Raw genomic sequence first — 22,987 nt, 5'->3', positions numbered from 1 at the left:
ACTCAACTTAGAAATATCCTAAATCCATGAAAAAATTTTCTTTTGCTTTAGCCGCTGCTAGTGCGCTCTCCCTCAGTCTCGCTTCCACTGCCCAAGCTGGTCAAGGTGGGATTGCCGCTGGTGCCGCTGCCACTTTCCTCCCCAATGGGAATGTCGAAAGCTTGTCTGTTGCTGCCGCTGTTGGTAAGGATTCCGCTGCTGTCGCCGTCCGTAGCCAGCTCGCTCCTATCATTGTCGACATCCCAACCATTGAAACAGTTACAATTGCGAACCCAAACTTTGTGAGTGGTACAACTCCTTCCACTATTGAAGTCGATCAGATCGTCTTAACCCCGACTGTAGTAGGAGATGGTGTAACAAATGAAGCCTATGCTCTTGGTGGAGGTAGCGACATCGAAGTTAACAGTATTGCCTCTTCTGAAGCGCTTAATGCAAACAACGTAGCACCGAACTCTGTCTTGTTTGGTGGCAACGACGACAACTTGAGTACTCCACAGGCTAACGCTCTTGCCGGTGGTGGTGGCAGCTTTGTCGTTTTCGATCCTGTTACTGGTACAGTTATCCTTGTAGATGGCAACGGTCTCTCCCCGCTAAATTAATCTCTGATAGTGATCCTAGATAAGTTAAGTCGATAGGAATTTGAAACTAATCAGATAAGGTGTATTGCTTAAGGGTAATGCACCTTTTTTTGTGCTTTTCACTAAGATCTATAGTTGTATTACCAAAGCCTTAGCCAAACCCAACAAGAAACCACGGCAAAGCAGCGGATGGTTAACGGAACGTATTAATCATTGGGGACGCCCCTAAAGACCTGATACACTAGCAGGGCTTAAGTTTCTGTTGATTTTGCCGCAGCAGACTTAGGGAACAATAAAAATTTTTTATAAAACCTGCTATCAATCATTTCCTGTTATGGATCAAGAGTTTCTGCCAATCTTTTATCTGTCTATCCTCGTTGCTCTGCTAGGGGGATTAGCCTTTTTCCTATTCCGTCAAGTTATTAAGACCCGCCGCGTTGAAAACACTTTTTCTAAGCTACAAACCAAGCTCAAGCAAGGCTCTGGCACTGCAAAGGAGTATTACGAACTGGGTAGTCTCTATCTCGACAAAAAACTCTACGTCCAAGCGGCCCAACTGCTCCAAAAAGCACTGAAGGTAGAAGACGAGTTGGAACCAGAAAATCAGGCATTAGTATATAACGCCCTTGGTTATGCTTATTTTGCCCAGGAACAATACGACCTCGCCATTCGCCAGTACAAAGCAGCCCTAAAGGAAGTCCCAGATTACGTCACAGCTTTAAACAATCTGGCCAATGTGTACGAAAAAAAGCAAATGACAGCGAAAGCCCTGGAAACCTATGAACTTGCCCTAAAAGCAGAACCAGAGAATAAAACAGCGAAAAAACGGGCCGAATCACTCCGCAAACGGTTTGTTTCTCCTTAGACCTCTTCCGGCCTTCGGCCACCTTCCCCAGAGAAGGATGTGCTGGGGCCTTTTTTGGCGGCTGAATTATTTCACACGAGCCCGGAAGCGGATATAGCCATAGGAATTAGCTGGAGTCGCAGGGCTAGTCGCGGGGTCAACATTAGCTAGCTCAACTCTCAGGGTTCCATTTGGATTATCGGCGGCGGTCATGGGTTGTAGGTTGTCTGGACGAATACATCCGCTAGGGGTAAGGTCAGGGCCGAAAAATTGTCCCGCATCAACATCAGCAACGCCCGTTAAATTGGTTTCACTGTTGTTAAAGTTCAGTTTAATACCCATAGATGAACCGTAAGCATCTGGCGAATAATCTAAGTATTGGGATAGGCGATCGCAAATTTTGATATTGCTGGCCGGGGCATTGCCTTGATTGAGGAAATAAATAGTGTATTCAACTGTATCATTCGGTTTAGCCTCAAGGCCTAACTCTCCCACTGTGAAGGTGTTACTTTGATTGCCCGCACTATAACCAGGCCAAAACGGCGCATTATCATTAGCTGCGGTACTGTCACTACTCGTATCATCCCTATACACAGTGTAATTTGTAGTATTGTTTTCGCTGATAACCGCAGTAATACGTTTTACAAGAATTAAATCAGGAGCGTTAGCAACACCATCAGTAATCGTTGTCCGGTCTAAATCCGTATTATTGTCGTCATTGGGATCGGGTTGATCGCCAAAGACTGTAACAAAATTTTCGAGAGTACTGGGGGCGGTGTCTTGGACATACACCGTAATCGTCAAGGTTGGTGCCGTGGCTCCTGGGGTAAGGGTTCCGTTGTAACTGCATTCAATATCCCTCAGATCTTCGGGGGTTGGCGGGCCTGGGGCGGTAAAGCTCACAAGCGGACAAGTCCAATCTGTGCCTGTGCCCGAAACATAATAAAGACCATCAGGCAACTGATCGATTAACTGTATCCCTGTTGCGTCGGCTGTACTGGCGCTTTCATTTTTTACGGTCAATGTATAAACTCCTTGGGCTTCTTTTGTGAAATTGCCGCTATGAGCTTTGTCAACAGACAGATCTGCACTGCCTGTAATACTGGTGGGATCGGTGTCAGTGTTATTATTCGTATCAGCATCTCCCAGCGTTGTGACGATGGCACTGTTGGTGATGGAATTAGTCCCTGTTGGTGTAGTTGGGCCGATATCTACAACAATATCAACGGTATTTGTTTGACCGGGGGCCAAATCATCATTACTTATGCAAGTGACGACCTCTTGGGTACTGGTATTTCCTTGGGTTGTAACACTACAGCTCCAGCCCTGACCAACTGCACTGTTATAGGACAACTCCAGAGGAAGCGTGTCTGTAATGGTGATCGGATTTGTAATGGTGATATTGCCGACATTTTTCACTTCTAAGCTATAGGTTCCTTGGTGACCAATGGCAAAGCTACTAGCCAGGTGGCTTTTGGTGAGCGCCAAATCAAGGTTGCGGGTTTGTACAGGATCTGTTGTACTACTATTGTCATTATTGGGGTTGGGATCTGGAGTGGTCGCAGCATCGACGCTAGCTAAATTCGTAATAGTGCCAGTGGCGGCGCTATTTACATTGACAACTAAAGTGATCGTAGCGTTTTGGCCGACTGTTAGGCCGTTAGTTTTCGTGCAAGTAATAGCTTGACCAGAGGCATTACAACTAAAGCCATCGCCAGAACCGGAAACAAAATTCAAGTTGCTTGGCAAATTATCTATAACAGTGATCGCTTCGCCATCAGAAATATTAGAAAGGCCATTATTCGTTATTTCTAGTTCGTAGACTGCTTGTTCTCCGGCAACTAAACCAGGAATAGTTTCTGGGGGGGGAGAGGTATTTGTGATCGTCGAAATTAATGTTTTAGTGATGCTGAGGTCTGCGGCCTGTTGAACGGCTGTTGAGATGGTATGACGATTTCGACTATTGGAATTATTATCATTTAAAACAATATTGGCGCTGGGTTCTCCTGTTAGGTTTACTTGCGCAGTATTTGAAGTGGGATTAGTGGCAGTACCATCGACGAAAACATTTAGGTTAATCGATGTTGTTGCGCCTGCTGCGAGGTTGCTGCTTCGCGTACAAGTCACATTTTGACCGGAAGCAGTACAAGTCCAACCGGATCCGGTGCCGGAAATAAAAGTAAAACCTGTCGGCAAGGTATCCGTTACAGTAATCGGATTTGTCGTCGAGGCGATCGCCTCCGTTGGGCCATTGTTAAGAATATCCAACCGATAAGAAGACGTCTGTCCAATAGCAAAGCTACCGCCAGGGACACTTTTCGTAACCTTGAGATCGAAATTTGGTGCCACAACTAGAGTTTGTTCATAGCCAAAAAATTCTGCTAATCCAGTCGTTGTACCTGGTGCATAACCATTATTCGCCGTATTCGTATCCCCCGTTGTTGTGACCTGGGCAATATTATTAAAACTAAGTGGTAACGTTTCGGTTCCGGCGGGAATCCAAGTAGCAATGGGCTTGACACGAATCCTGATCGTACTAGAAGTACCAGCCGCCATAGCCGTACTACGAGCGCAACGCACAATATTGTTATTAATGCTATCTGCTGCCGGATTACTAATAGGATTAGCAGGGGTTGGATTTTCAACCAGGCAATTCCAGTTTGTTCCAGATGCCTCAAGTACTTGAAAACGATCCGGCACATCATCTACCACATTGATGTCATCAACCGTAGCATTAGTGCCCAGATTGTTCACCCTCAGAGTATAAACACCTTCTCCTCCAGTCGTGAAATTCGTCGTACCAGGATCTGTTGTTCCATCCACTGCATCTGTTTTGGTAATACTCAGATCAGTAACATTTAAACGAATCGAAGTAGAAGAAAGATTATCATTTGAATCTGTATCAACAAAAGTTCCATCAGTCTTCGGTGCGCTAACTCGGTTAACAATATTGCTGTTGACAATACCTAATGCTTGTAATTGAGCTAGAGTTTTAATGCTGCCAGTGAATGTATAAGTAACAATCCCCGTACCTTTGTTTAAAAAAGCTGTTTTATCAACTTGATATCTTGGGGGATTAGTATTAGGCACTAAATTAAAATTGACGGCCATGGGACTTGTGCGCCCTGAATTAGCAACTTGATTATCACAGACTGTTAAGGTTTGGCCCTGGCTACCAGTTGCAGAACAAGTTACCCCCGTTATGTTAATTTCAGGCGGGATAAAGTCTGAAATAGCCACATTAACACCATTTGGCCCACCGTTATTATTATTAGCGACCGTAACAGTATATTGAATGGGATTGCCGGGGCTTACTGTCGCCGTACAGCTTTCGGTGGTTCCATAATTGCTAGTTCCACCAGATAAAGTACAAGCAGGACTTGGAGTGACTCCGTTAATCTGAGTTAATTGCTTCCGAATCCCAATGTTGTATTTGTCATTATTACCAATCAAAACAGGTGTAGATTCAGTTGCTGTCTTTGATTGTGTTACCCCGTCATTAGCGCTATAAACTCCAACCGTATTAATCAGCGCAGTACTCGTCCCTGGGACTGTATTTGTCTGTCTTCCTCGCACAATTAGGCGCAATGTTGCAGTCTGACCAGGATTTAAAGTTCCAGGATAGACAAATGTAAAAAGTCCGCTATTGCCAACAGCACAAGTTGTTCCACTTGCGGGTAAAACTGGATTATTAATCCCTTGGTTACAAGTCCAGTTAATAACTGAACCATCTGGCCCTACTCCAGCAAAGGTTGTTGAAGCTAATTCAATAATATTGTTATTGCTGTTCGGCAAAGTTTCAGTGATGGCGATGGGGCCGACAGTTGGTGCAACGCCATTATTTCTTACAGCGATTTCATAGGTTAAATTTTCTCCGGTATAAGTTTGACCAGAAAGATTGTAAGTAAAAGCTGCCTCAAAATCATTTTTTGTAATCGTCAAATCAGAAACTGGCAATGTAATCAGAAAATCATCGCTGCTGGTGTTATCATTGCTATTTGCTTCTGTCGTGGCACTGGTAACGGTCGCTGTGTTTCTGACAACGGCGCTAGTACCCGAAGTAATCACACCACCATTTGCCCGAAAAACCAAGGGTAAAGCCGTCGCAGTTGTATTGCCGGGTAAAGGGATAGGATTAGTACCAGAAACGTAGGTACAGGTTAGATTTTGACCATCGATCGTACAATTCCAGACCGTAGGAATATTCGGATTATCAGCCAAGCTAAAAGTAAGTCCCTCCGGTAGCGTATCGGTAATGATCACTGGCGCTACCGCTGTTAGGCTACTCTGATTTTGTACAGTGAAGGTATAGGTAATCGGAGATCCAGAGAGAACCACCGGGGCATTATTACTGGCTGGATTTGCGGCCGCATCAGGACTACTATCTGCTTTTGTGAGTTTCAGATTTGTGGCTTGGATAATGCTCGTGGGGTCAATATCTGTATTGTTGGCAAGATTAGGATCGGTGGTTGGACTACTTACTGTTGCTTGGTTAAAGGTATTCGCTGCGGCAGTTTCAGCAACATTAACACGGATACTTAAGGTTGTTACTCCTCCATTTGCTAAGTCATTAGGATTGGCACAGGTGATATTACGTGTTCCTGCACCGATACAAGTCCAACCGACAATCGTCCCTGATTGACTTTCTACGCCAATGTTGGAATTGGAAGGATTGAAAATAAAACCTTGGGGTAATGTGTCTGTGATAACAAGATCACTACGGGCTGTATCCAAGCCATTGTTGGTCACTTGGAAAGTATAGATGTTGTCTCCCGGTGTAAAGTTGCCAATATGGCTTTTGTTGATTACTAAATCAGCGCTAGGGTTTGTGACATTAAAATCGACAACCCCAAGACCTGACCCAAAGCCGCCATTGTAGTGAAAGCTACCACCAGAAAAATCAAGGATCAGGTGGTTAATTGTGTAGTTACCATTGCCCCCAAGAATCTTGAAGAGATAGCGCGTTCTAACGGTGTTACCAACTTTTCCTGCACTACTAGGATATTGATCCGGCGTTCCACCCGGCGTAACTGCTGAATACTCACAGACACTAGAACTTTCTAGGTAGCCCGGTACCATGGGATCACTAATCCAACCACAGGCATTGGCATAGATACTGGAATTGTCAGGGTTGCCGCCAACGTTACTGTAGTCTGTCTGAACATCAAGGATTTGAAAGACAGCATTGGGAAAGTCGGAACTGACGGTTAACTGGGGATAGGCCGTTGCGGTTTGAGTAGTGAGCTCAAAGGCATAGGTTCCCCCCACTTCCACACTGTAGCTGCTACCACCACCACTCGCAGTATCAAGATCATTGGCATTGATCCCAAAAATACTGGCCGCCGTTGCGGGAGCGAGTTGAGTGAAACCAGTCACACTATTACGAGCTTGGGAAAGAATTTTTTCGATATAAATCTGGCGGGGGTGCCCTGTATCGTACTCATTAATAGTGCCTTGGTAAGGATCGGGGTAACTATTGGTATCGACAGTGGCAGCGTTATCAGCGAAAGCTTCAATACGGTAACGTTGGACTCGATTATAAATATCCGAAGTACGAGTTAAGGTCAAAACATAGTAGGCATCGAAGCAGTTTTTGGGCCTGCTTGTTTGTTGGTGATGGTTTAGGGGGGGTGTACTTGTAGTTGATGGAGGCAGGCTCGGCACAAGCCATTGATCTTTGTAAAGTCCTGTGGTGCTCACACTGATAAGAGGATTAAAAGCACCTTCGCGAACAAAGCGAATTCTGAGGTTTTGGGCTGCTGTCGTAGTACTGAGGTTGCAAACCCTGGCGCCCACGAGAAATTTGTCGGGACCATCATTGGGATTATTACTATCTAGGCCGATGATATCCCAGGTGAGGGGTTCAATACTCAGGGGGCCAGAGGCGATCGCCGGCTGTATGTGGAATAAAAGATGTAAGCCAGATAGTTGGATGGTCAGGATTAATGTAACGAAAAAATTAAATAGAAAGCGCTGGGTTTGATGTTTTCTTTTTTGTGTTTTTTTCCGAACTGGATTGGTAGGGAAAGAATTTTGAAGAGGTTGTTCTTTGGGATTTTTTTTCAAAACTACAAATCGGCAAAAATCTCCTATGGCAACAAGAAAGGATAGGGGCAGTAATAGTACTTTAATAAGAGATTTAAAGCACATTACTTTAAGATTTTTTTGGAAATTGGTACTCTTTGCCATGGAGTTTTAAGGAGGGTATTGCGATGAGAATACGAAAACAAAAGACTTAAGGGATATTGTTTATTGCATGGCCTCTATGGGAAGAAAAGTAGTTTGATCCAGGGAAATATTTTATGATTTGACAAAGTTAAGCTCATTGGATTTTTTTAGAAGAATTAATCTGGGGAGGTATTGGCATTCCAGAGACGATCTAAGTCAATGGTTTGACCAAGTTGGCGGCTACGTTGGCGGCCACTGATTTGGAAAAGATTATCTAGGTTGCTTAGATCTTCACTGAGGAGGAAATAAAGCGCTGATTCTAAACGGCGAATTTCTCTAGCACTGAGGAAGTTCGAGGTGGGTTCGAGGGCGGGAAACTCAGGAGTGTTTTCATCTAAACGGCGATCGCCAAGGATCAGCGGTTCGGTATTGGCATTACCAAAGAAGAAACTGTCGTCGGTATCGAGGCGGCGAGCCTGGATCTCACCCCCAAAGACCGCATCATAAATTTCGGGGGCGAGGGCCTGGAGTTCGGTCTCGCTCAACTCATCTAAACGGCGATCGCCAAAGATCAGCGGTTCGGTACTATTCGTGATCAACTCATTGGCTGCTGATTCATCCAAACGGCGATCGCCCAGAATTTGCGCCTCTGGTTGGGGTCTGGGCTGGGGTTCGCTGCGGGTGAGGAGCCGTTCTGTCGGAATCTCTGCAATGGGGTCAGATTCTGGCATCAAGCTCGTGACAAATTCGGTGATCGGATTCATCGGCGTAACATCGGCAAGGAGGAGGGTATCGGGATCAGCAAGTGGCACAAAGCCGAGGATCCAGTAGGGCAGATAGGTAAAGTTGGGGTTGAGGTCAGCATCGGTGCGGTCATAGGTTTGGACTTGGAGATTTGTATCGTCGGGGGTAAAGGTAGCCTGGGATAAGTTCAATGAAAAACTTTGGGGCCGTTCCTGGCGAGAGTTGCGATTCACTGTACTGGTGGTGTTTTGGGGGAGATCAGGCGGTAAAGTCGCTAATTGGGGTAATTCTGTGTTGATTAAGTTACCCACAATGGGATTGCCACCGAGCTGGGTAGAAATGGCCTGGAAGGTAGCAGTAGTACCACTCAGGGTAAAGGTAATCGGCTGTTCTGGAACTTTGTTTTGGGAACTGTTGCCTAGGGATCGGAGCGTCAGGCGATCGCCACTGATCCCCCGACTGAGGAGATATTGGCGGGCGGTTTGCAGACGACGGGCTTCGAGATTATCGGGGGTAAGTTCAGCCAGGGGCGGCAGAATGCCTTGGATATCCAATTTTAGGTCTGAATATTGACCCAAAACAGTGACCAAACTATCGAGCACCATTTGTCCTTCTAGGGAAACACTGGTTTTCCCTCGCTCAAAATCAATGGCCTGGGACACATCTAAACGCAGGGGTGCTGCCAAGGCTGCCTGTAGATTTGCGTCCGGTTTGGGGGCTTCGACCATTAATTTGCGGGTTTCTGGCACAGCAGCAACGGGTTGCTGGCGACCAAAATCAAACAAACTGTCCAGCTTGAGAGTAACCCCCGCATACAAACCCCCATCCGAGCGACTGCCAGAGAAATCCCGATCATTGTTCACCTGACCAGAACTGTAGCCCACCGCAAAGCGGAGATTTGGCGTCGCATAATAGCCCACCTCCGCGAGCCAACCCATTTCGCTATAGCCTGCTGAATGTTGATTAATCCAACGAATTCCCCCAGTTAAGTCGAAATTACGGTTAAGCAGATAAGTAGCCCGGAGTTGGGCGAGGGTCGCAGAAGTCGTTGTTTCAAAATCCTCGGCGAGCTTGAGGGAGGAATGACGATAACCGAGCTTGCCGTAAAATTCCCAGCGGTAGTTAGGCGCATAGATCGCCTCGGCGGCAAATAAATGTTCCGTAACGTCGTTCCCCCTGCCCGTGAGGAGGGTTTCGGGGATGGTGTTCGGATTTTTGCGATATTCATAGCGGAGGAGGGCGTTAAATTTATCCTCGTAGGGATTGCGGTAGGCGAGACCAACACGCAGTTCTGTGGTGGGAGGTAAACCACGGGTGGCTTGGCCTGCGGCGAAACGTCGGTCAAAATTAGCGAGGGCTGTCAGAGATGGCGATAGTTTGCCCCGGACAGAAGCTGTGATGTTACTGGTGCTGCTGCCGTTGGTATTGCGGAATTCGTAGCCCGCTTCGGCTTGGAAATTTTCCCCATCGCCCCCACCTCGATAGCGGCCCCGGATACTCAGACTATCGCCCCCACGTAGGCCGGTCGAACGGGATGCCCCTTGACCCACTGCGCCATCACTACCCACAAAAAGATTACCCACAACTTTCTCGTAGGCAAAATCGAGGTCAAAATTTTTGAAGACGGCCCAGTTATGTTTAATGCCAAAGGTCGCTGCATCCTGCATCCCTGTACTAAAGCGTTCCATGTCATAACGGGCGCTGAGGATGGTGTTGTGCCAGGGTTTGTATTCGCCAGTAAAGCCGATGCTGGTGGTGCTTTGGCCAGCGAGGGTACCGCTGTGGTACCAGTTTTGGTTCAGGTTTAGGTTGACGCCCTGGGCGATCTTCCAGTCCAGGCCAATTTGACTGCGATCGCTAAATACGGCATCAGATTCCGCCGAGAGGGTGGTTTGGTTGAGGAGGCGCAGTTTAAGGCGATCGCTGAGGGGCGTTGTGAAATTGGTACGCAGTTGGGTAGAGCTACCATCGTTTTCAGGGTTGAGATAATCAAGGCGATCGCGGAATAACAAATCCACATTCAGATTCGCTTTGCCGAAACGCTGGGCGAGGCCGGCGGTGATGGTGGTGAGTTCGTTGTCCACCAGTCCAGTGGGAATCCCCTCTTGGCCGGCGTTGATCAGATCACCGAGGGTAACGATGGGGCGAATATTCACCCCCTGATTTTTTTCGTGGTCGTAGTTAAAACGCAGTTGGGTGCTGGGGGAGAGCTGGGCATTCAGGTCAACGCCATAGCGAGTCTGGCCGGGGACAAAACTAATGGTGGAACGGTTAGCAAAACCGGTGTCGGCATGGCGATAGTAGGCCCGCCCGGTAAAACCATCGGCAAATTTAGCATCCAATTCAAAGCGGTAAGCGGAACCGGAAACATTCCCTAATTCGGCGGAACTATTTTGGCTCTGGGCGTATTCACCAATAAATTTGTAGTTTTCACCGAGGTGAATTTGAGCATCAACCCCATAAATTTCGAGATCTCGCTCTCCTTGGTCTTCACGGAAGTAGGTCGCCCCGATCCAACTGGCTTGCCCTGGGTCGCGGTTGAAATGGTAGCGTAGTCGTCCGGCATATACTTTATTGTCTTCACCGCTTTCATTTTGGTAGGTGACAACAATCCGCCGCACAAGAATTTCGCCGTTGTCGCCTATTTCTGTGCGTAGTACAGGATCGTTAAAGACAATGCTGCCTCGGTCGTAGTCAATTTCGTAATCTTGGCCCCGGAATAGGCGATCGCGCCAAATAATCGTACCGGGTCGTTCAAGTTCCTCTAGCTCAAAGTACACTTCTTCACTGCCGGGGACAACCAGACGTTGGGTGAGGAAATAAAAACCGCTCGTGCCATCGGGGAGGAGGGTATCCCGCTGGAAGGCTTGTCCGCCCTGGCTATAAAGGGCAGAAATTTGCAGATCGCCGAAATTGTAGTTGAGTTTCGCGCCGTTGAGTTGGCGACTGAGGGCAGTGAACTCCTGGGAAGCGGTGGCAAATTCCGCACTTGTGCCGTAGTCCCCCCACATGATGTAGTCGGGGTCAGTTGCGCCTTCAATATCCGGAGTGCGTTCGAGGCGGAGGTAGAGACTGTCTTGGGAGGGGGTCAGGTTGCGGACGGTGGAATTATCGCCGTAAGTGAGATAGGGTTGTTCGGAAACTTGATCGGCGCGAAAGAGGCGATTGGTACAGGTTTCACAGGCTTCATTTAGGGGGCGATCGCCATTGAAAGCCGCGGTGAAGAGCCAATCCCCAATCGTACCTGTGGCAAAGGCTGCGCCATCCACATCAATGACGGTATCGCCGTCAGCATCAGGGTTGAGGAAATCGCGATAACTACTGAAATAGTCTGTATTGTCTGCCCCAACCCGGAGGTTGATTACCCCCGTCAACAGGCTAGGACGGAGGGCGGTTTCAAATTGGACTTGGGTATAGGCTTCTAGTTCAAAGAGGCGGGCGCGAATCTGGACAGGGCCACTGTCAAGGGAGGATTGGAGGGTGGCAGTAAATTCCCCATCCTTGGCATCTATTTGGAAACCCGGTGCTTCAGGCCCGGCATCTTCCCCAAGAAATTCGCCGGCGGTGGCTTCGAGGGTAATCCGACCGCCCCCACTGGCCCGATTCCCATTTTTATCGAGCAATATCCCCTGGATTGTCACAGGCGATCGCCCATCGGCGGGGACTCGCGTTTCAACGGTCGAAAGCTGTAAATTTGCCACATCCCCAGGGGCTTGCACCTGAATTGCGTTGCTGACCGTGGTGCCATTGAGGGTGGTCGTCGCCTTGAGGGTATTCTCCCCAGGGCTAAAAATCACCCCATACCAGGTTTGACGCACCATCCCTGTGCTACCGTTGGTTTCCAGTTGGCCAATTTGATTCGAGTCAATTTCGACACCATTAACGCTGAGGGTGGTAGTGCTGCCCGTGGGGACTTCGATCACGACGGCACTGGCATTTTTCTCTAAAATTGTCCCCGACCCAGGGCTAATAAATTGCACCGTGGGTTGGGCGATCGCCGTTGGTATTGGAGTAGATTCAATGACCGGCGTCAGAGTCTCCCGACTGTCTAGCGCTTCAGTCGCCACGGGTACAGTCGGGGATGATTGGGCCAGTAGGATTTCTCCCTGGATCTCGCTCGCCGCAGACGGTTTATTGAGGATCGCTTGAAACTCAGTTTCCTGGGGGCCTGTTTCCGTCAGAGTCGTTACAACCCCACTGATTTCAGCCGTTGTCACCGTTGGCGTTTGGGCCGTTACTTCGGTAAACCAACCGCTGAGGGCCAAAATTAATGTTGTTAGGGGAACGGAGAAGCGTTTTTTCATTCGTCTTCTCCAGGGATTAAAGGCGTTACGGCAAAGTTCATCCGGGCCATGCCACCGGGTTCGAGGCGCACTGTGCGGCTATAGGTGCGGTCTTCGGCAATGAATTTTTTGTTGGGGGCGGGGGCGTAGCCAGGGACGCTGGTCAGATCCAGAACGCCCGTATGCCAACCGGGGAGAACATTGGCGACGGAAAACAGGCCATTTTCATCGGTGACAATGCGGTTGCCATTTTCCATAAAGACCACGGCGTTGGGAATGCCGGGTTCACCATACTGTTGTTCCCCATCGAAATTTTTGTCTTCAAAGACTCGCCCAATGATTGTGCCGAGGTCGGAAATTAAGCCGTTGCGAATCCCCACGTTGTAAACAGCGGGGCCATCCCGAACAGTGAAATTGTTGTCTTGGCGATCGCCTTCGACAAAGGCAATATTGCGCCCATCACCCCGCAGGGCATCGGGGGTAATTTCTACGGCATAGACAATGCGGGCCAGGGGGTTATTTTCGGGAGGGGTTCCACCGGGTAAGGGCTCTTGAAATGTAAAGGTAATATCTCGACCATTTACCTGGGTTTCCAGAATCGCCGGATTTTCGCCAATGATCCCTTGCACGGAATCTTCGATAAGTCGGAAGCCGAGGGGAAGGCGATCGCGCACTTCGACATTTTCTAGGGTCGTGGTACTGTGATTGCGGATACCCAGGCGATAAACAGCAATGCCCCCTGGTTCAACAGTGGCCCGGTCAGCGGTTTTTTGGATGGCGATCGCTTCGTTTTGGCAAACTGAGATCACCGCTGTGGTAAAGATAACCAGTGCACTCGTTTCCGCTCTAGGAACAGTGATCTCCTGGCTCATTAGAGTCGGATTATCGAGACTCAGGGGAAGACCATCGAGGGCGTTGGCTACATAGGTAAAAGAATTTGGCGCAACTGCTGTAATCCGAATTTGGATCCGGCGCTCATCCAGGAACGAGCCAAGCGGTGGCCGAATCACCAAGATATAAACAGTCCCTACATTAATTTGGCCAGGTTGTAGGAAAAAATTAAATTGACCCCGAAAATCCGGGTCGCCTAGGGTCTCGGTGATGCCAAGGTCAAAGGGATTAGCGTTCTCTTCGTTGACATTGACCACCCCAGGAGGAAGCGGCACTGACCCAGTGAGCGGATCGAGGGTAAGCAACGCGCCAATTTCAGTTTGTAAGGGGCCATCAGCTTCATAGAGTCCCACCAAAAAACCGCTGTAATTGTCCAAGGGCTCTCCGGCACAGCCGAGGATACGGCCAAAGGGATCAATAGGTGGTGGTGGCGGTGGCGGATTACCAGAGCCAAGGATCACTTGGTTACTGGTGATATTTGCGGCTGGGCCATTCTCCTCAATTTGGTAACTGGCTTCGGCCCGGTTGAAGAGGGTGATATTCTCTACTGTCTCCAGGGACTGGGCCAAAACCAAAGGCATACCTAAATTCAAGCCAACGCTAACTAGGGCGATCGCCAGTGGCGATCGCTTGAGGATTAGTCGTGAATGGTCAAGAAAATTAGGCATTAAAAAGACTCTGGCCGACAAAGGCCTCCAAAAAAGTAAAGACCAGTGAATGTTTGACGTTTATTGAACGCGGACTTGGTACTGGCCATTCACGCTAGCCCTTGCAGGGACAGCATTTTGGAAAGTCCAACGCACATGGGTATAGCGTTCCGCTGGGGCCGGGCGGGTTTCCACACGACCATCGGGCAAGGTGACGCGAATCGTCGGGTTGGCACTGTAGGTTTTGCCGCCATCGATGCTGTAAGTGATTGTTGCGCCACCCACAGAGGCCGCTGACCCCATCACATAGACAGTATTGGCGGGCAGATCATCGGTAAGGACGAGACCGGAAATGGGTTGTTCGGTGCGGTTATTGCCGCTGACGGTGTAGCGAATGGTGTCACCGGGTTTGACCCTGGGGGCGGGCCGCATAAAACCACCCTCTAGGCTACGCCAGGCAACTTTTTGTTCACCACGCCAATTTTTTTCGATTACCCGCAGATGGCCAGCTAGCTCAACATCAAGGTTCTGCTGGGTTTGGGCGAGGACAGACTGGGGAGTCAGAGGAGAAATATGAAGGGGAGCAAAACTCAGAGTAAGAGCGAGACCAACTCCAAAGAAAGGTAGGGAGGAACGTTTCATCGTCAAAAGACCTTTGTCTACTAGCAACATGAAATTTTTACAGCAGCCCCCTGTCCATGCCTCGACGGTAGTAATCGAAGCATGGAAACTTGAGGGCATAAAGAGTTAGTTCAAAACACGACGGAAAATGAAGCTGCCTTGGTAAGTCGAAGCAGTACCCGGTGTCACTGCTGTGTCAGGTGTCAAAGTGCCAACACTATTGACGTAGCGTGTTACCGTCGCTCCATCTGCTGGGTCTAAATTGCCCAGATTAGTCACACCATTGAAATACTGTAGTGTTCCTAGAGTTGCAGAAGTATTCTGTTGGTGAGTCGTTGAGGGAGTCGATAGTGGTAAGGCCCAGTTATTCGCCGTTCCATTACCAGGCGGCGCTATAGCAGTACCACCAGGAACGAAGGTTCCAGTTGTGCCATCCTCAGTAATCACTAAATTACTGATGCCGAGGGTGACGTTCCCAGACGAACCTGTAGTAGAGGGTGTTGAGAAGTTCACATAGGAAATGCGGTACTCGATGAACTGCCCGGGTTCAACATCAGCAATTGGGTTAGTTGTCCAATCAGTATCAACCGTTTCATTCGGATTTAATACCCGTTGCTCTTTTAAGAGAGCGAGGTGACCAAGGTACAAGCGGTCGATCTTGATGTTGAAAACGTTGTCATTATTTGACGAAGGCGTTGTTGAGAACTCAAATGCGCCAGAATTATTGTTATCAACAAAAGCAACAACTGGGACAGAATAACCGGCACGACTTACACCGTTTGCACTAAAGCGATCCGCAGATAATTGGGAACCTGCCGGTAGATCAATGGTGACTGTGTAGTTGATGGAAACTCCAGGACTGATATTGTCAAATTTTAGGGTGTTTGCTGTCCCATCAAAGTTTGGCCCAGTCCCAGAGCTGGCGACATATGTGTAACCAGTGGCATTGTCATAATCATAAGCAGCACTACTGGAACCCACTGTAATCGTTACACGAGTGCCATCAGGAATATCTGTCGCTTCTTGCACGGGAGTTGTGGCTGGAACGGCAGTATTATTCGGGGCAAGGGGAAGTAGACGAACTGTGTCTAGTTCTCCAGCGTTGCTTGATGGGTTCTGGAAGGTATTGTTAAAAACAACTGGTGCCGGATTGAAGGTTTGTCCTGGAGTTGCTGTTTGGGTGCCGCCGCCTTCAAGAGCAAGACTAGACTTATTGACAAAGTCATCGTTGTTGTTTGTCGGGCCAACAGCGCCAGGTTGATTTAGCGGGCCGTTTAGGATTGCCCCTGGAGGTGTAATCGCTAAGACATTTGCTTCACCTTCTGGGCCAGTACCTGTGTTGTTGTTGTTGTTATCTGTGTCTTGGTTAGCGGGATCTGCGACACCAGTATCATTTACAGGATCATAGTTCGTCCCGGTGGGATCTGGAGGTGTGTCATCGTCGTTAAAGTTGTTCGGGTTTTGGTCACCAGATTCATCGTAAACAACTTCGTTGTTCGGATCACCAACCGTTTCACCGAAGGCTTGGGCAATGTTGGCGATCGTTCCACCTGCTGTTAGACCACTGGTAACAACTTGGAAACGGAAACCATTCGCATCGCCAGTGGTGGCACTACCAGCTGCAAGAGTTGGGCCAGAAACTGTACTGTCAGCAACATTACTCGGACCAACATAAATCCAACCAATCCGTTCGACTGATGCCAAACTAGCTGGAGCCACTGTTTGCCAGACTGCAGCTGCGGGGGCAGTAGCTGTACTCCCACCAACTGTTCGAGTTGTGGTCGCACTCGTACTATAAACAACTTTCCAGCCTACCGGAGCAGTTGGTGGGGTATTTGTCAGTTCTGTATTTTCAGGAATCGCATCAGAGACGAGAATGCGCTGTACATCGACAGGGTTAGAACCATTAGCCGCAGTAGAAAGCTGAATGGTTGTACCTTCTAGGTTGGTGGGGGTAAAGGAAGAATTGGGAGAACTACTTTCAACCCGAAAATCTAAACGATAGGTAATTGTGTCATCGGTTGTCGCTGGAGTTGCTGGATTATAGGCAGCACGGGTTTTGAGAACTGTCGCTAATGCTAATGGTGTAACAGACTGAGAGGTTGCGCTACTTTGGAGGGCTGCAGCTTCTCTTTGTCCATTAACTGGTGTAGTTGCGGTTGTGAAAACATCATCAACTGTACCATCAGCATCATAAGACTGGTTTTGAGTCCCAGCACTATTATCATTAGGCGGGGTATTACCAAGCTGGATCGCGACAGGCTCACTTGCTCCCAGGCCGGAATTTACAGTGGTGACAACACGAACCTTAACAGAAGCATCAGCTGCAATACCTGTAGCTGTGACGTCAGTTGTAAACGGATTTCCTGAATTACTTTCACCAGTATCATCGAAATCCCCATCATTGTTGAGGTCAACGAGAAAACCAGTAACGCTTAGATTTCCATCGGGGTTTGTGATGGCAGCGAATGGAATCTCGATATTATTTGTCGCGTTTCCTGTATTTGTCAATAAAAAGTCGTAATTGACAATGTCATTGGAGTTGATACTACCGCCATTTTCATCAACAATCCCTGCGGGAACGTTAGTTAAACCTGCGACCTCTGCAACGGTAACAGTGACAGTATTAGATTCTGCGTTTAGAGGAACCCCTGGATTTGCAGGATCATTGTAAGTCGCGGTGGCTTTGTTAATGATGTCTGTATCTGCTGCTGTGCCAATTGCGATCGCCTGGGGGATGAGCTGGAATTGACCGGCGGCCATGAGGCCCGCAATCACCAAGGGACTAGCGAGCTTACGGATCGTATTTTTTCTGGGGGTTTTGCACTTTGGCGATCGCCAAACTTGATTGTTCACTTAAAAATTCCTCAAATAAAAATTCGCTAACAGTCAAGAGCGGACAAGAAGCCCTACTCTCTTGCGAGCGCCATAGTATGAAAATTAACTTGTTGGTTTTGTGTAAATAAGCAACGATTTCATATTGCCTGTCAGCTTGCTTCCTCAGATTACCCGTCAGTTAGGTCGAGCACAGCTGCTCTTTTTAAAGATTTAAACAAGCTTTCTCTCAACTTTGTGAAGGGAATATTAATACCGTTTGCGGAAAAGATAAAGTGTAAATATTTTTCTTCGAGGGCTTGACTGAAGATGTCGAATAATGCAATTCCAACCTCTTTTGCGTAAATTCCTTTAGGTTTGTCAGACATTTTTACTATGAAAAATTTAAACAATTGGTTTTTTTTAGAAACATTCAGCATATTCAATTATTTTTCTTTGTCAATTGAACATACTCAGCAAAAAAAAGAAGATTTGATGAATTTCTTGTATTTTTTTGGTGTCAAAAAGCAATTAGGGCAGCATCGCAATCTTTTACTGTGCTGTGGCAAAAGCCGTGCGGATCACGTCAATGTGATTTTGAATCTCGCCGGACAAAGGTGTAGAAGTTGCTGCATTTGACCAAGCTGCAGCCGAAAAGAATGCTTGCATTGCGGAGCTTGCGAGACGAATATCCGGATCAAAAAACTGAAGTTCGCCTTGGTCGTATTGCGTCCCCTTACGGATTTTTAGACCCTGGGGGTGATTGGGGCTGCTGAGGATAATTTCGCCCCACAACACTTCAACGATTTGGCGCTTGTCTTGGGTTGTGACGCGAACACAGATCGGTGTCTCTCCACTGGGCTGAATGACGAGTTCTGAATCGGTGGGGATAGCACTGGCAGCGGCGGGCGAAAGCACCATTTGATAGGCAAAGATTTTGAGGCGTTGGGTCGGCGATCGCCCCTCAGGGTTTGGGCGAATGCGGAGACCTTCAGCACAGCCCCGTTGCTGACCTTTTTGCCAACTCAGGGTGATGGTGCCCCCTTCAACCACACAGGGAAACCGATATTGAGTCTGTTGGGGGGCGGGGCCAGTTTGTAAAAGCAGTCCGTCATAGGTTTGGCGATCGCCCACCAGGACAAGACGCGCAAAGGAGTGGTTATTACCCGGCACAATCAGGCTTTGGCTATGGTTTTCGAGGCGATCGCCCACCTGGGCTGCTTGTTGACGGTGACTACCCTGCTGCATCATTAGGCGATCGCCCGTGAGGGAGACAATTTGACTCGCATCCGGCGGCGCGGCGATCGCCCCAGGCATTAATCCCAAATACAACAGCGAAAAAAATTGGCTAATTGTCCCAAGCTTAAACATTTCCTATTCCCGACGCTCCTAGACATCAACGTAGATCTCTTCCTGGGAAAAAGCATGAAATCATCGCCCAGCACGATTTCAGCCTAATCAAATCATAGTGGGCGTTACCATTTACCGATGCACATTGCCGTGATGTCACCGCTGAATCTATGTTCTCTGAAAAATTTTGCTGATCAATTTTGAGCAATCACCGTCACACTTAATCGAACAGGTGATCTGTCACGAGGCTTTACTGCAACGGACTATGTTTAACTCAGGCAGCTAAATAGGCGATCGCCCCAGGCATCAAATGACCACCCGTAATCTGCTGAATTTCGAGTAGAGCTGGCATGAGGGGGCGACTAAAGTAATATCCCTGGACTTCATCACAACAAAACTGCTTGAGCATTGCCAATTCTTCTGGATGTTCGATGCCCTCAGCAACCACCTTGAACCCCAGATCATGGGACATATTAATGAGATTTTTGGTGATCGCCGAATTCACTTTATTACAATGTAAATTTTTAATGAAGCAGCGGTCTAACTTCAGGGTATCCCAGCCAAACAACCTGGTGTAATTAAAAGAAGCATAGCCTGTACCGAAGTCATCAATGGCAATCTTGACGCCTAATTTTTGCAGTGATGCTAAAACGGCGCAGATATTTTGAAAATCCTCAATCAAAACTGACTCCGTGATCTCTAGCTCTAGATGTTGGGGCGCAACTTGATGGGAAACCAGGAGATCCTGGAGCCGCTCAAAGAAGTGAGGAGCCGTGACCTGATGTACCGAAATATTAACGGCCATCCGAAAGGTTTGCTGGGACTGTTGATGCCATTTTTTTAACTGTTTTATGGCCCGCTGCAAGACCCAGTCCCCAAGCTCGTGGATCAGACCCGCTTCTTCGGCAATGGGGATAAATACCGTGGGAGAAATCGAACCGAACTGGGGGTGATCCCACCGGAGTAGAGCTTCAAATCCCGTCACCATCGTCGTTTGAGGATTGACTTGGGGCTGGTAAACGACGGTCAACTGATGGCGGGCGATCGCCTGGGCAAGGGCTAATTCTAAAAAACGTCGTTCTTGGGGGAATACAGTTGCCATAGTCAGTTTTTATCCGTCACACCTTTTTGAATCAAGCGTAGGACAACCATATATGTCGTCCAGCAAGGAGAGGTTCGCTGGTATCGAGCTTTACGCCCAAGCTGAAATCTATCACGATCAAGCCAAGACAACTTCATCAAATGTTTAAGATGCTGTGAATTCTAAGAATTCATAAAGTTCATAAAGACAATATAAAAGGCAAAACCAAGATAAAAAAGTAATCGTCGCTACGAAGTCTCCCCAGACCTCCCCTTTGTCCGGAGTTGTTTACCTGTAAGAAAATTTCAGCCTAGGCCATAAGTCGCCACTCCAAGAGAACTGCCGGGGGAATCTCGATGGTCGTCTGTTCCTTGAGGGGCAAGCTAAGTTGAACTTTTTGATCGGTGGGCAACTGGGGCAAAATCTCTTTTAAATCAAATTGACCCACATTGGGCGCAGGGGCTTCGGTGGCAAATTGATCTGGTGCTGTGAGGATCGCTTGATTGGGAGCAGATAAACTCAAAGAACCCGGATGGATAAAAGTCGCCTGGCCGGGATAGGCCACAAGGCGTAGGTCAACGGTTTCGGCACGACCATCTTTAACCCGTTTAAACAGCACCACCTGCCAAGTTTGACCGTGATTGTCTTGGATAGATTGGCGAGACTGATACAGGATTTGTCCAGGGGCTTCTTCCTGTTGGCGGATACTGGCGAAACTGGGTCTTGCCCAAACGCCGCTACTCACCAAGAGAATCAGGCTTAGGCTGAGAAGAATCAATCCTTTTTTAAGAAAAAACATTGGCTGAATCTGGGGTGAGGGGTTTACTCAGGGTTAGTCTGGGCCGTTTCGAGGCTAGGAATAATGACAGAATACAGTCCCCGTAGGTCGCCAGCTTTGAAGTCGTAGGCGAGATCATCTAAATATTTAGCTTTGATGAAATTGGGGCGATTGTCCTTCGGGCCGTGGCAGGCGAGACAACTGCTTTCGATATTAATGCGGCGGTAGTAGTGGAGGCGATCGCCTTGGATTTGACTATAGCTCAGGAGTTCGGGGTGTTGCGTAAATTTGGCGATCGCCATGGTTTCCTGGAGATTTTGCGGGGCATGGTCTGGATTGCGATATTTTTTAGCCACCTGTTTGACTTGCCAACCGTTATCTTGACTCAGTTGCCTCGCTTTCATCCCCACTGGTTTACAAACTTCCTGCATAGTTTGCGGTGTAATTTCTGCCGTCGGATCAATCGTTTTGGCTAGCTCAGAGCGCATTTGGTCGAGATCTTCGATGGCCTGCACGGCCCGAGCAAAATCGGGGGGATTGGGGGCTGCTTGCACAGGGACAATGGGCCAAACCAAGGTGGCGATCACCAAGGCACTAATGAGAATGCCGGTCAGAAAATGTGAAAACTTTCGACCACTGCTCATTTGCACATTGAATGGTTTGTTTTTAAGAATAAAACGCAAAATCTTCATTGTATTTTTCCCATTTTTTATTCAATAGTTTAGTCAATTTCTCAGGAAAAATTCGCTTTTTAGAATTGATAATTAAATCTTCTTAAAATTCAAGAAAAGCCTCTACTTGAATGGCAGAGGCTAAGAGCATTTAGAGTATATTTTTCGTTCAGGATTCAGAGCAAACCAAGATTATTCAAAGCAATCATCATGCCACTGCAATCCCAAATTCAAACTTCCAGTTAGCCATTAATTGCCGGGGCTTGGAGGGCGACAGGCGCTTGATCTCCGGCTGCTAAATCGAGGGGGAAATTATGAACATTGCGTTCGTGCATGGCCTCAATCCCCAGATTTGCCCGATTGAGAATATCCGCCCAAGTATTGATCACCCGTCCTTGGGAATCTAACAGAGATTGGTTGAAATTAAACCCGTTCAAGTTAAAGGCAAAACAAGCCACTGCTAAAGAGGCAAACCAGATACCAATCACTGGCCAAGCAGCAAGGAAAAAGTGGAGGGCGCGACTATTATTAAAAGAAGCATATTGGAAGATCAAGCGTCCAAAATAACCATGGGCCGCCACAATATTGTAAGTTTCTTCCTCTTGACCAAAACGATAGCCACTATTTTGGGACTCCGTTTCTGTGGTCTCCCGAATCAAAGAAGAGGTCACGAGGGAACCGTGCATCGCAGAAAACAACGCACCACCAAAGACACCTGCAACCCCCAGCATATGGAAAGGATGCATCAACACATTATGTTCAGCTTGCAACACGAACATGAAGTTAAAGGTGCCAGAGATGCCCAACGGTAAACCATCGGAAAAAGATCCTTGGCCAATTGAATAAACCAAGAGCACAGCAGTCGCCGCCGCTACCGGTGCGGAATAGGCAACCGCAATCCACGGACGCATTCCTAAACGGTAGGACAGTTCCCATTCCCGCCCCATATAGGAAAAGATGCCAAGCAGGAAGTGGAACACAATCAGTTGGTAGGGGCCACCGTTGTAGAGCCATTCATCTAAATTTGCGGCATCCCAAATGGGATAAAAGTGCAGACCGATCGCATTAGAACTCGGCACCACAGCAGCGGTAATAATATTGTTGCCATACAGCAAAGAGCCAGCAACAGGTTCGCGAATCCCATCAATATCAACCGGGGGCGCAGCAACAAATGCCAGGATAAAACAAATCGTTGCGGTCAACAGTGTGGGAATCATTAAAACCCCAAACCAGCCTACATAGAAACGATTTTCTGTGCTTGTAACCCATTGGCAAAAGCGCTCCCAGAGATTGGCAGAGCCTTGCTGTTGTAGAAGTGTAGTCATAATTGCATGTACCAGTTTAAAGTACTGGGGACTAAGCAATCGCTCAATCGATTTATTGCTTAATCACTTTTTGATTATATAGCACCGTTTCTAAAAAAGACAAGGCTTGCGGAAACTAAAGCTGCAAATAATCTTTTCTGTCCGTTTCTTGAGAGGCGATCGCCCCATTACACTAAAGTCATTACCACCACG

13 protein-coding genes are annotated in these 22,987 nt (G+C 47.9%); 2 read left to right on the top strand and 11 right to left on the bottom strand.

The window, feature by feature from the left end; translation table 11 throughout:
• The first annotated feature begins 26 nt into the window (after positions 1-26).
• Both AACQ84_RS10990 and AACQ84_RS10985 read left to right on the top strand, forming a co-directional pair.
• Positions 27-599 carry a hypothetical protein gene (locus AACQ84_RS10990; RefSeq protein ID WP_012307777.1) on the top strand — a complete coding sequence of 191 codons (573 nt, stop codon included), beginning with the start codon at positions 27-29 and terminating at the stop codon, positions 597-599.
• Positions 600-912: 313 nt separating this feature from the next.
• The gene (locus tag AACQ84_RS10985; RefSeq protein ID WP_012307776.1) at positions 913-1,443 is read left to right on the top strand and encodes a tetratricopeptide repeat protein; all 531 of its coding nucleotides are present in this window, start codon (positions 913-915) and stop codon (positions 1,441-1,443) included.
• A gap of 66 nt (positions 1,444-1,509) precedes the next feature.
• On the opposite strand, the gene AACQ84_RS10980 is transcribed toward AACQ84_RS10985, so the two are convergent.
• The 11 genes from AACQ84_RS10980 to psbA all read right to left on the bottom strand — a co-directional run bounded on the left by AACQ84_RS10980 (position 1,510) and on the right by psbA (position 22,795).
• Entirely contained in the window at positions 1,510-7,611 is a 6,102-nt protein-coding gene (locus AACQ84_RS10980; RefSeq protein WP_083764465.1) for a beta strand repeat-containing protein, read from the bottom strand.
• Between the two features lie 155 nt (positions 7,612-7,766).
• Entirely contained in the window at positions 7,767-12,638 is a 4,872-nt protein-coding gene (locus tag AACQ84_RS10975) for a hypothetical protein (RefSeq protein WP_012307774.1), read from the bottom strand.
• Entirely contained in the window at positions 12,635-14,176 is a 1,542-nt protein-coding gene (locus AACQ84_RS10970) for a DUF11 domain-containing protein (RefSeq protein ID WP_012307773.1), read from the bottom strand. The genes AACQ84_RS10975 and AACQ84_RS10970 overlap by 4 nt, the downstream gene beginning before the upstream one ends.
• A gap of 60 nt (positions 14,177-14,236) precedes the next feature.
• A complete protein-coding gene (locus tag AACQ84_RS10965; protein WP_083764463.1) occupies positions 14,237-14,896 on the bottom strand; it encodes a DUF11 domain-containing protein in 660 nt (219 codons plus the stop codon).
• 6 nt (positions 14,897-14,902) lie between these two features.
• Entirely contained in the window at positions 14,903-17,632 is a 2,730-nt protein-coding gene (locus AACQ84_RS10960) for a beta strand repeat-containing protein (protein WP_143589414.1), read from the bottom strand.
• Between the two features lie 149 nt (positions 17,633-17,781).
• Positions 17,782-17,979: a hypothetical protein gene (locus tag AACQ84_RS10955; RefSeq protein WP_143589415.1), complete on the bottom strand. Its 198-nt coding sequence runs from the start codon at positions 17,977-17,979 to the stop codon at positions 17,782-17,784.
• A gap of 163 nt (positions 17,980-18,142) precedes the next feature.
• A complete protein-coding gene (locus tag AACQ84_RS10950) occupies positions 18,143-18,961 on the bottom strand; it encodes a hypothetical protein (protein ID WP_012307768.1) in 819 nt (272 codons plus the stop codon).
• A 253-nt stretch (positions 18,962-19,214) separates the two neighbouring features.
• Positions 19,215-20,042, bottom strand: coding sequence for a putative bifunctional diguanylate cyclase/phosphodiesterase (locus AACQ84_RS10945; RefSeq protein ID WP_012307767.1), 828 nt, complete (start codon positions 20,040-20,042; stop codon positions 19,215-19,217).
• Between the two features lie 289 nt (positions 20,043-20,331).
• Positions 20,332-20,820, bottom strand: a complete 489-nt coding sequence (locus AACQ84_RS10940; protein ID WP_012307766.1) for a DUF3122 domain-containing protein — start codon at positions 20,818-20,820, stop codon at positions 20,332-20,334.
• A gap of 23 nt (positions 20,821-20,843) precedes the next feature.
• Positions 20,844-21,443 carry a Tll0287-like domain-containing protein gene (locus AACQ84_RS10935; RefSeq protein ID WP_041443936.1) on the bottom strand — a complete coding sequence of 200 codons (600 nt, stop codon included), beginning with the start codon at positions 21,441-21,443 and terminating at the stop codon, positions 20,844-20,846.
• 269 nt (positions 21,444-21,712) lie between these two features.
• Positions 21,713-22,795, bottom strand: coding sequence for a photosystem II q(b) protein (gene psbA / locus AACQ84_RS10930; protein WP_012307764.1), 1,083 nt, complete (start codon positions 22,793-22,795; stop codon positions 21,713-21,715).
• Positions 22,796-22,987: the final 192 nt, after the last annotated feature.

This window comes from Picosynechococcus sp. PCC 7002 (assembly GCF_963860125.1).
Lineage (GTDB): Bacteria > Cyanobacteriota > Cyanobacteriia > Cyanobacteriales > MRBY01 > MRBY01.
Note: the sequence above shows the minus strand (reverse complement) of the source record. Positions and strands in the feature narration are given on the sequence as shown.

What these genes read in the sequence shown, in the direction of transcription:
- AACQ84_RS10950 (WP_012307768.1), bottom strand. Translation starts at nt 18,961, where the DNA reads ATGTTTAAGCTTGGGACAATTAGCCAATTTTTTTCGCTGTTGTATTTG.
- AACQ84_RS10935 (WP_041443936.1), bottom strand. Translation starts at nt 21,443, where the DNA reads ATGAGCAGTGGTCGAAAGTTTTCACATTTTCTGACCGGCATTCTCATT.
- AACQ84_RS10985 (WP_012307776.1), top strand. Translation starts at nt 913, where the DNA reads ATGGATCAAGAGTTTCTGCCAATCTTTTATCTGTCTATCCTCGTTGCT.
- AACQ84_RS10970 (WP_012307773.1), bottom strand. Translation starts at nt 14,176, where the DNA reads ATGCCTAATTTTCTTGACCATTCACGACTAATCCTCAAGCGATCGCCA.
- AACQ84_RS10940 (WP_012307766.1), bottom strand. Translation starts at nt 20,820, where the DNA reads ATGTTTTTTCTTAAAAAAGGATTGATTCTTCTCAGCCTAAGCCTGATT.
- AACQ84_RS10975 (WP_012307774.1), bottom strand. Translation starts at nt 12,638, where the DNA reads ATGAAAAAACGCTTCTCCGTTCCCCTAACAACATTAATTTTGGCCCTC.
- AACQ84_RS10955 (WP_143589415.1), bottom strand. Translation starts at nt 17,979, where the DNA reads ATGTCTGACAAACCTAAAGGAATTTACGCAAAAGAGGTTGGAATTGCA.
- AACQ84_RS10945 (WP_012307767.1), bottom strand. Translation starts at nt 20,042, where the DNA reads ATGGCAACTGTATTCCCCCAAGAACGACGTTTTTTAGAATTAGCCCTT.
- AACQ84_RS10980 (WP_083764465.1), bottom strand. Translation starts at nt 7,611, where the DNA reads ATGGCAAAGAGTACCAATTTCCAAAAAAATCTTAAAGTAATGTGCTTT.
- psbA (WP_012307764.1), bottom strand. Translation starts at nt 22,795, where the DNA reads ATGACTACACTTCTACAACAGCAAGGCTCTGCCAATCTCTGGGAGCGC.
- AACQ84_RS10990 (WP_012307777.1), top strand. Translation starts at nt 27, where the DNA reads ATGAAAAAATTTTCTTTTGCTTTAGCCGCTGCTAGTGCGCTCTCCCTC.
- AACQ84_RS10965 (WP_083764463.1), bottom strand. Translation starts at nt 14,896, where the DNA reads ATGCCCTCAAGTTTCCATGCTTCGATTACTACCGTCGAGGCATGGACA.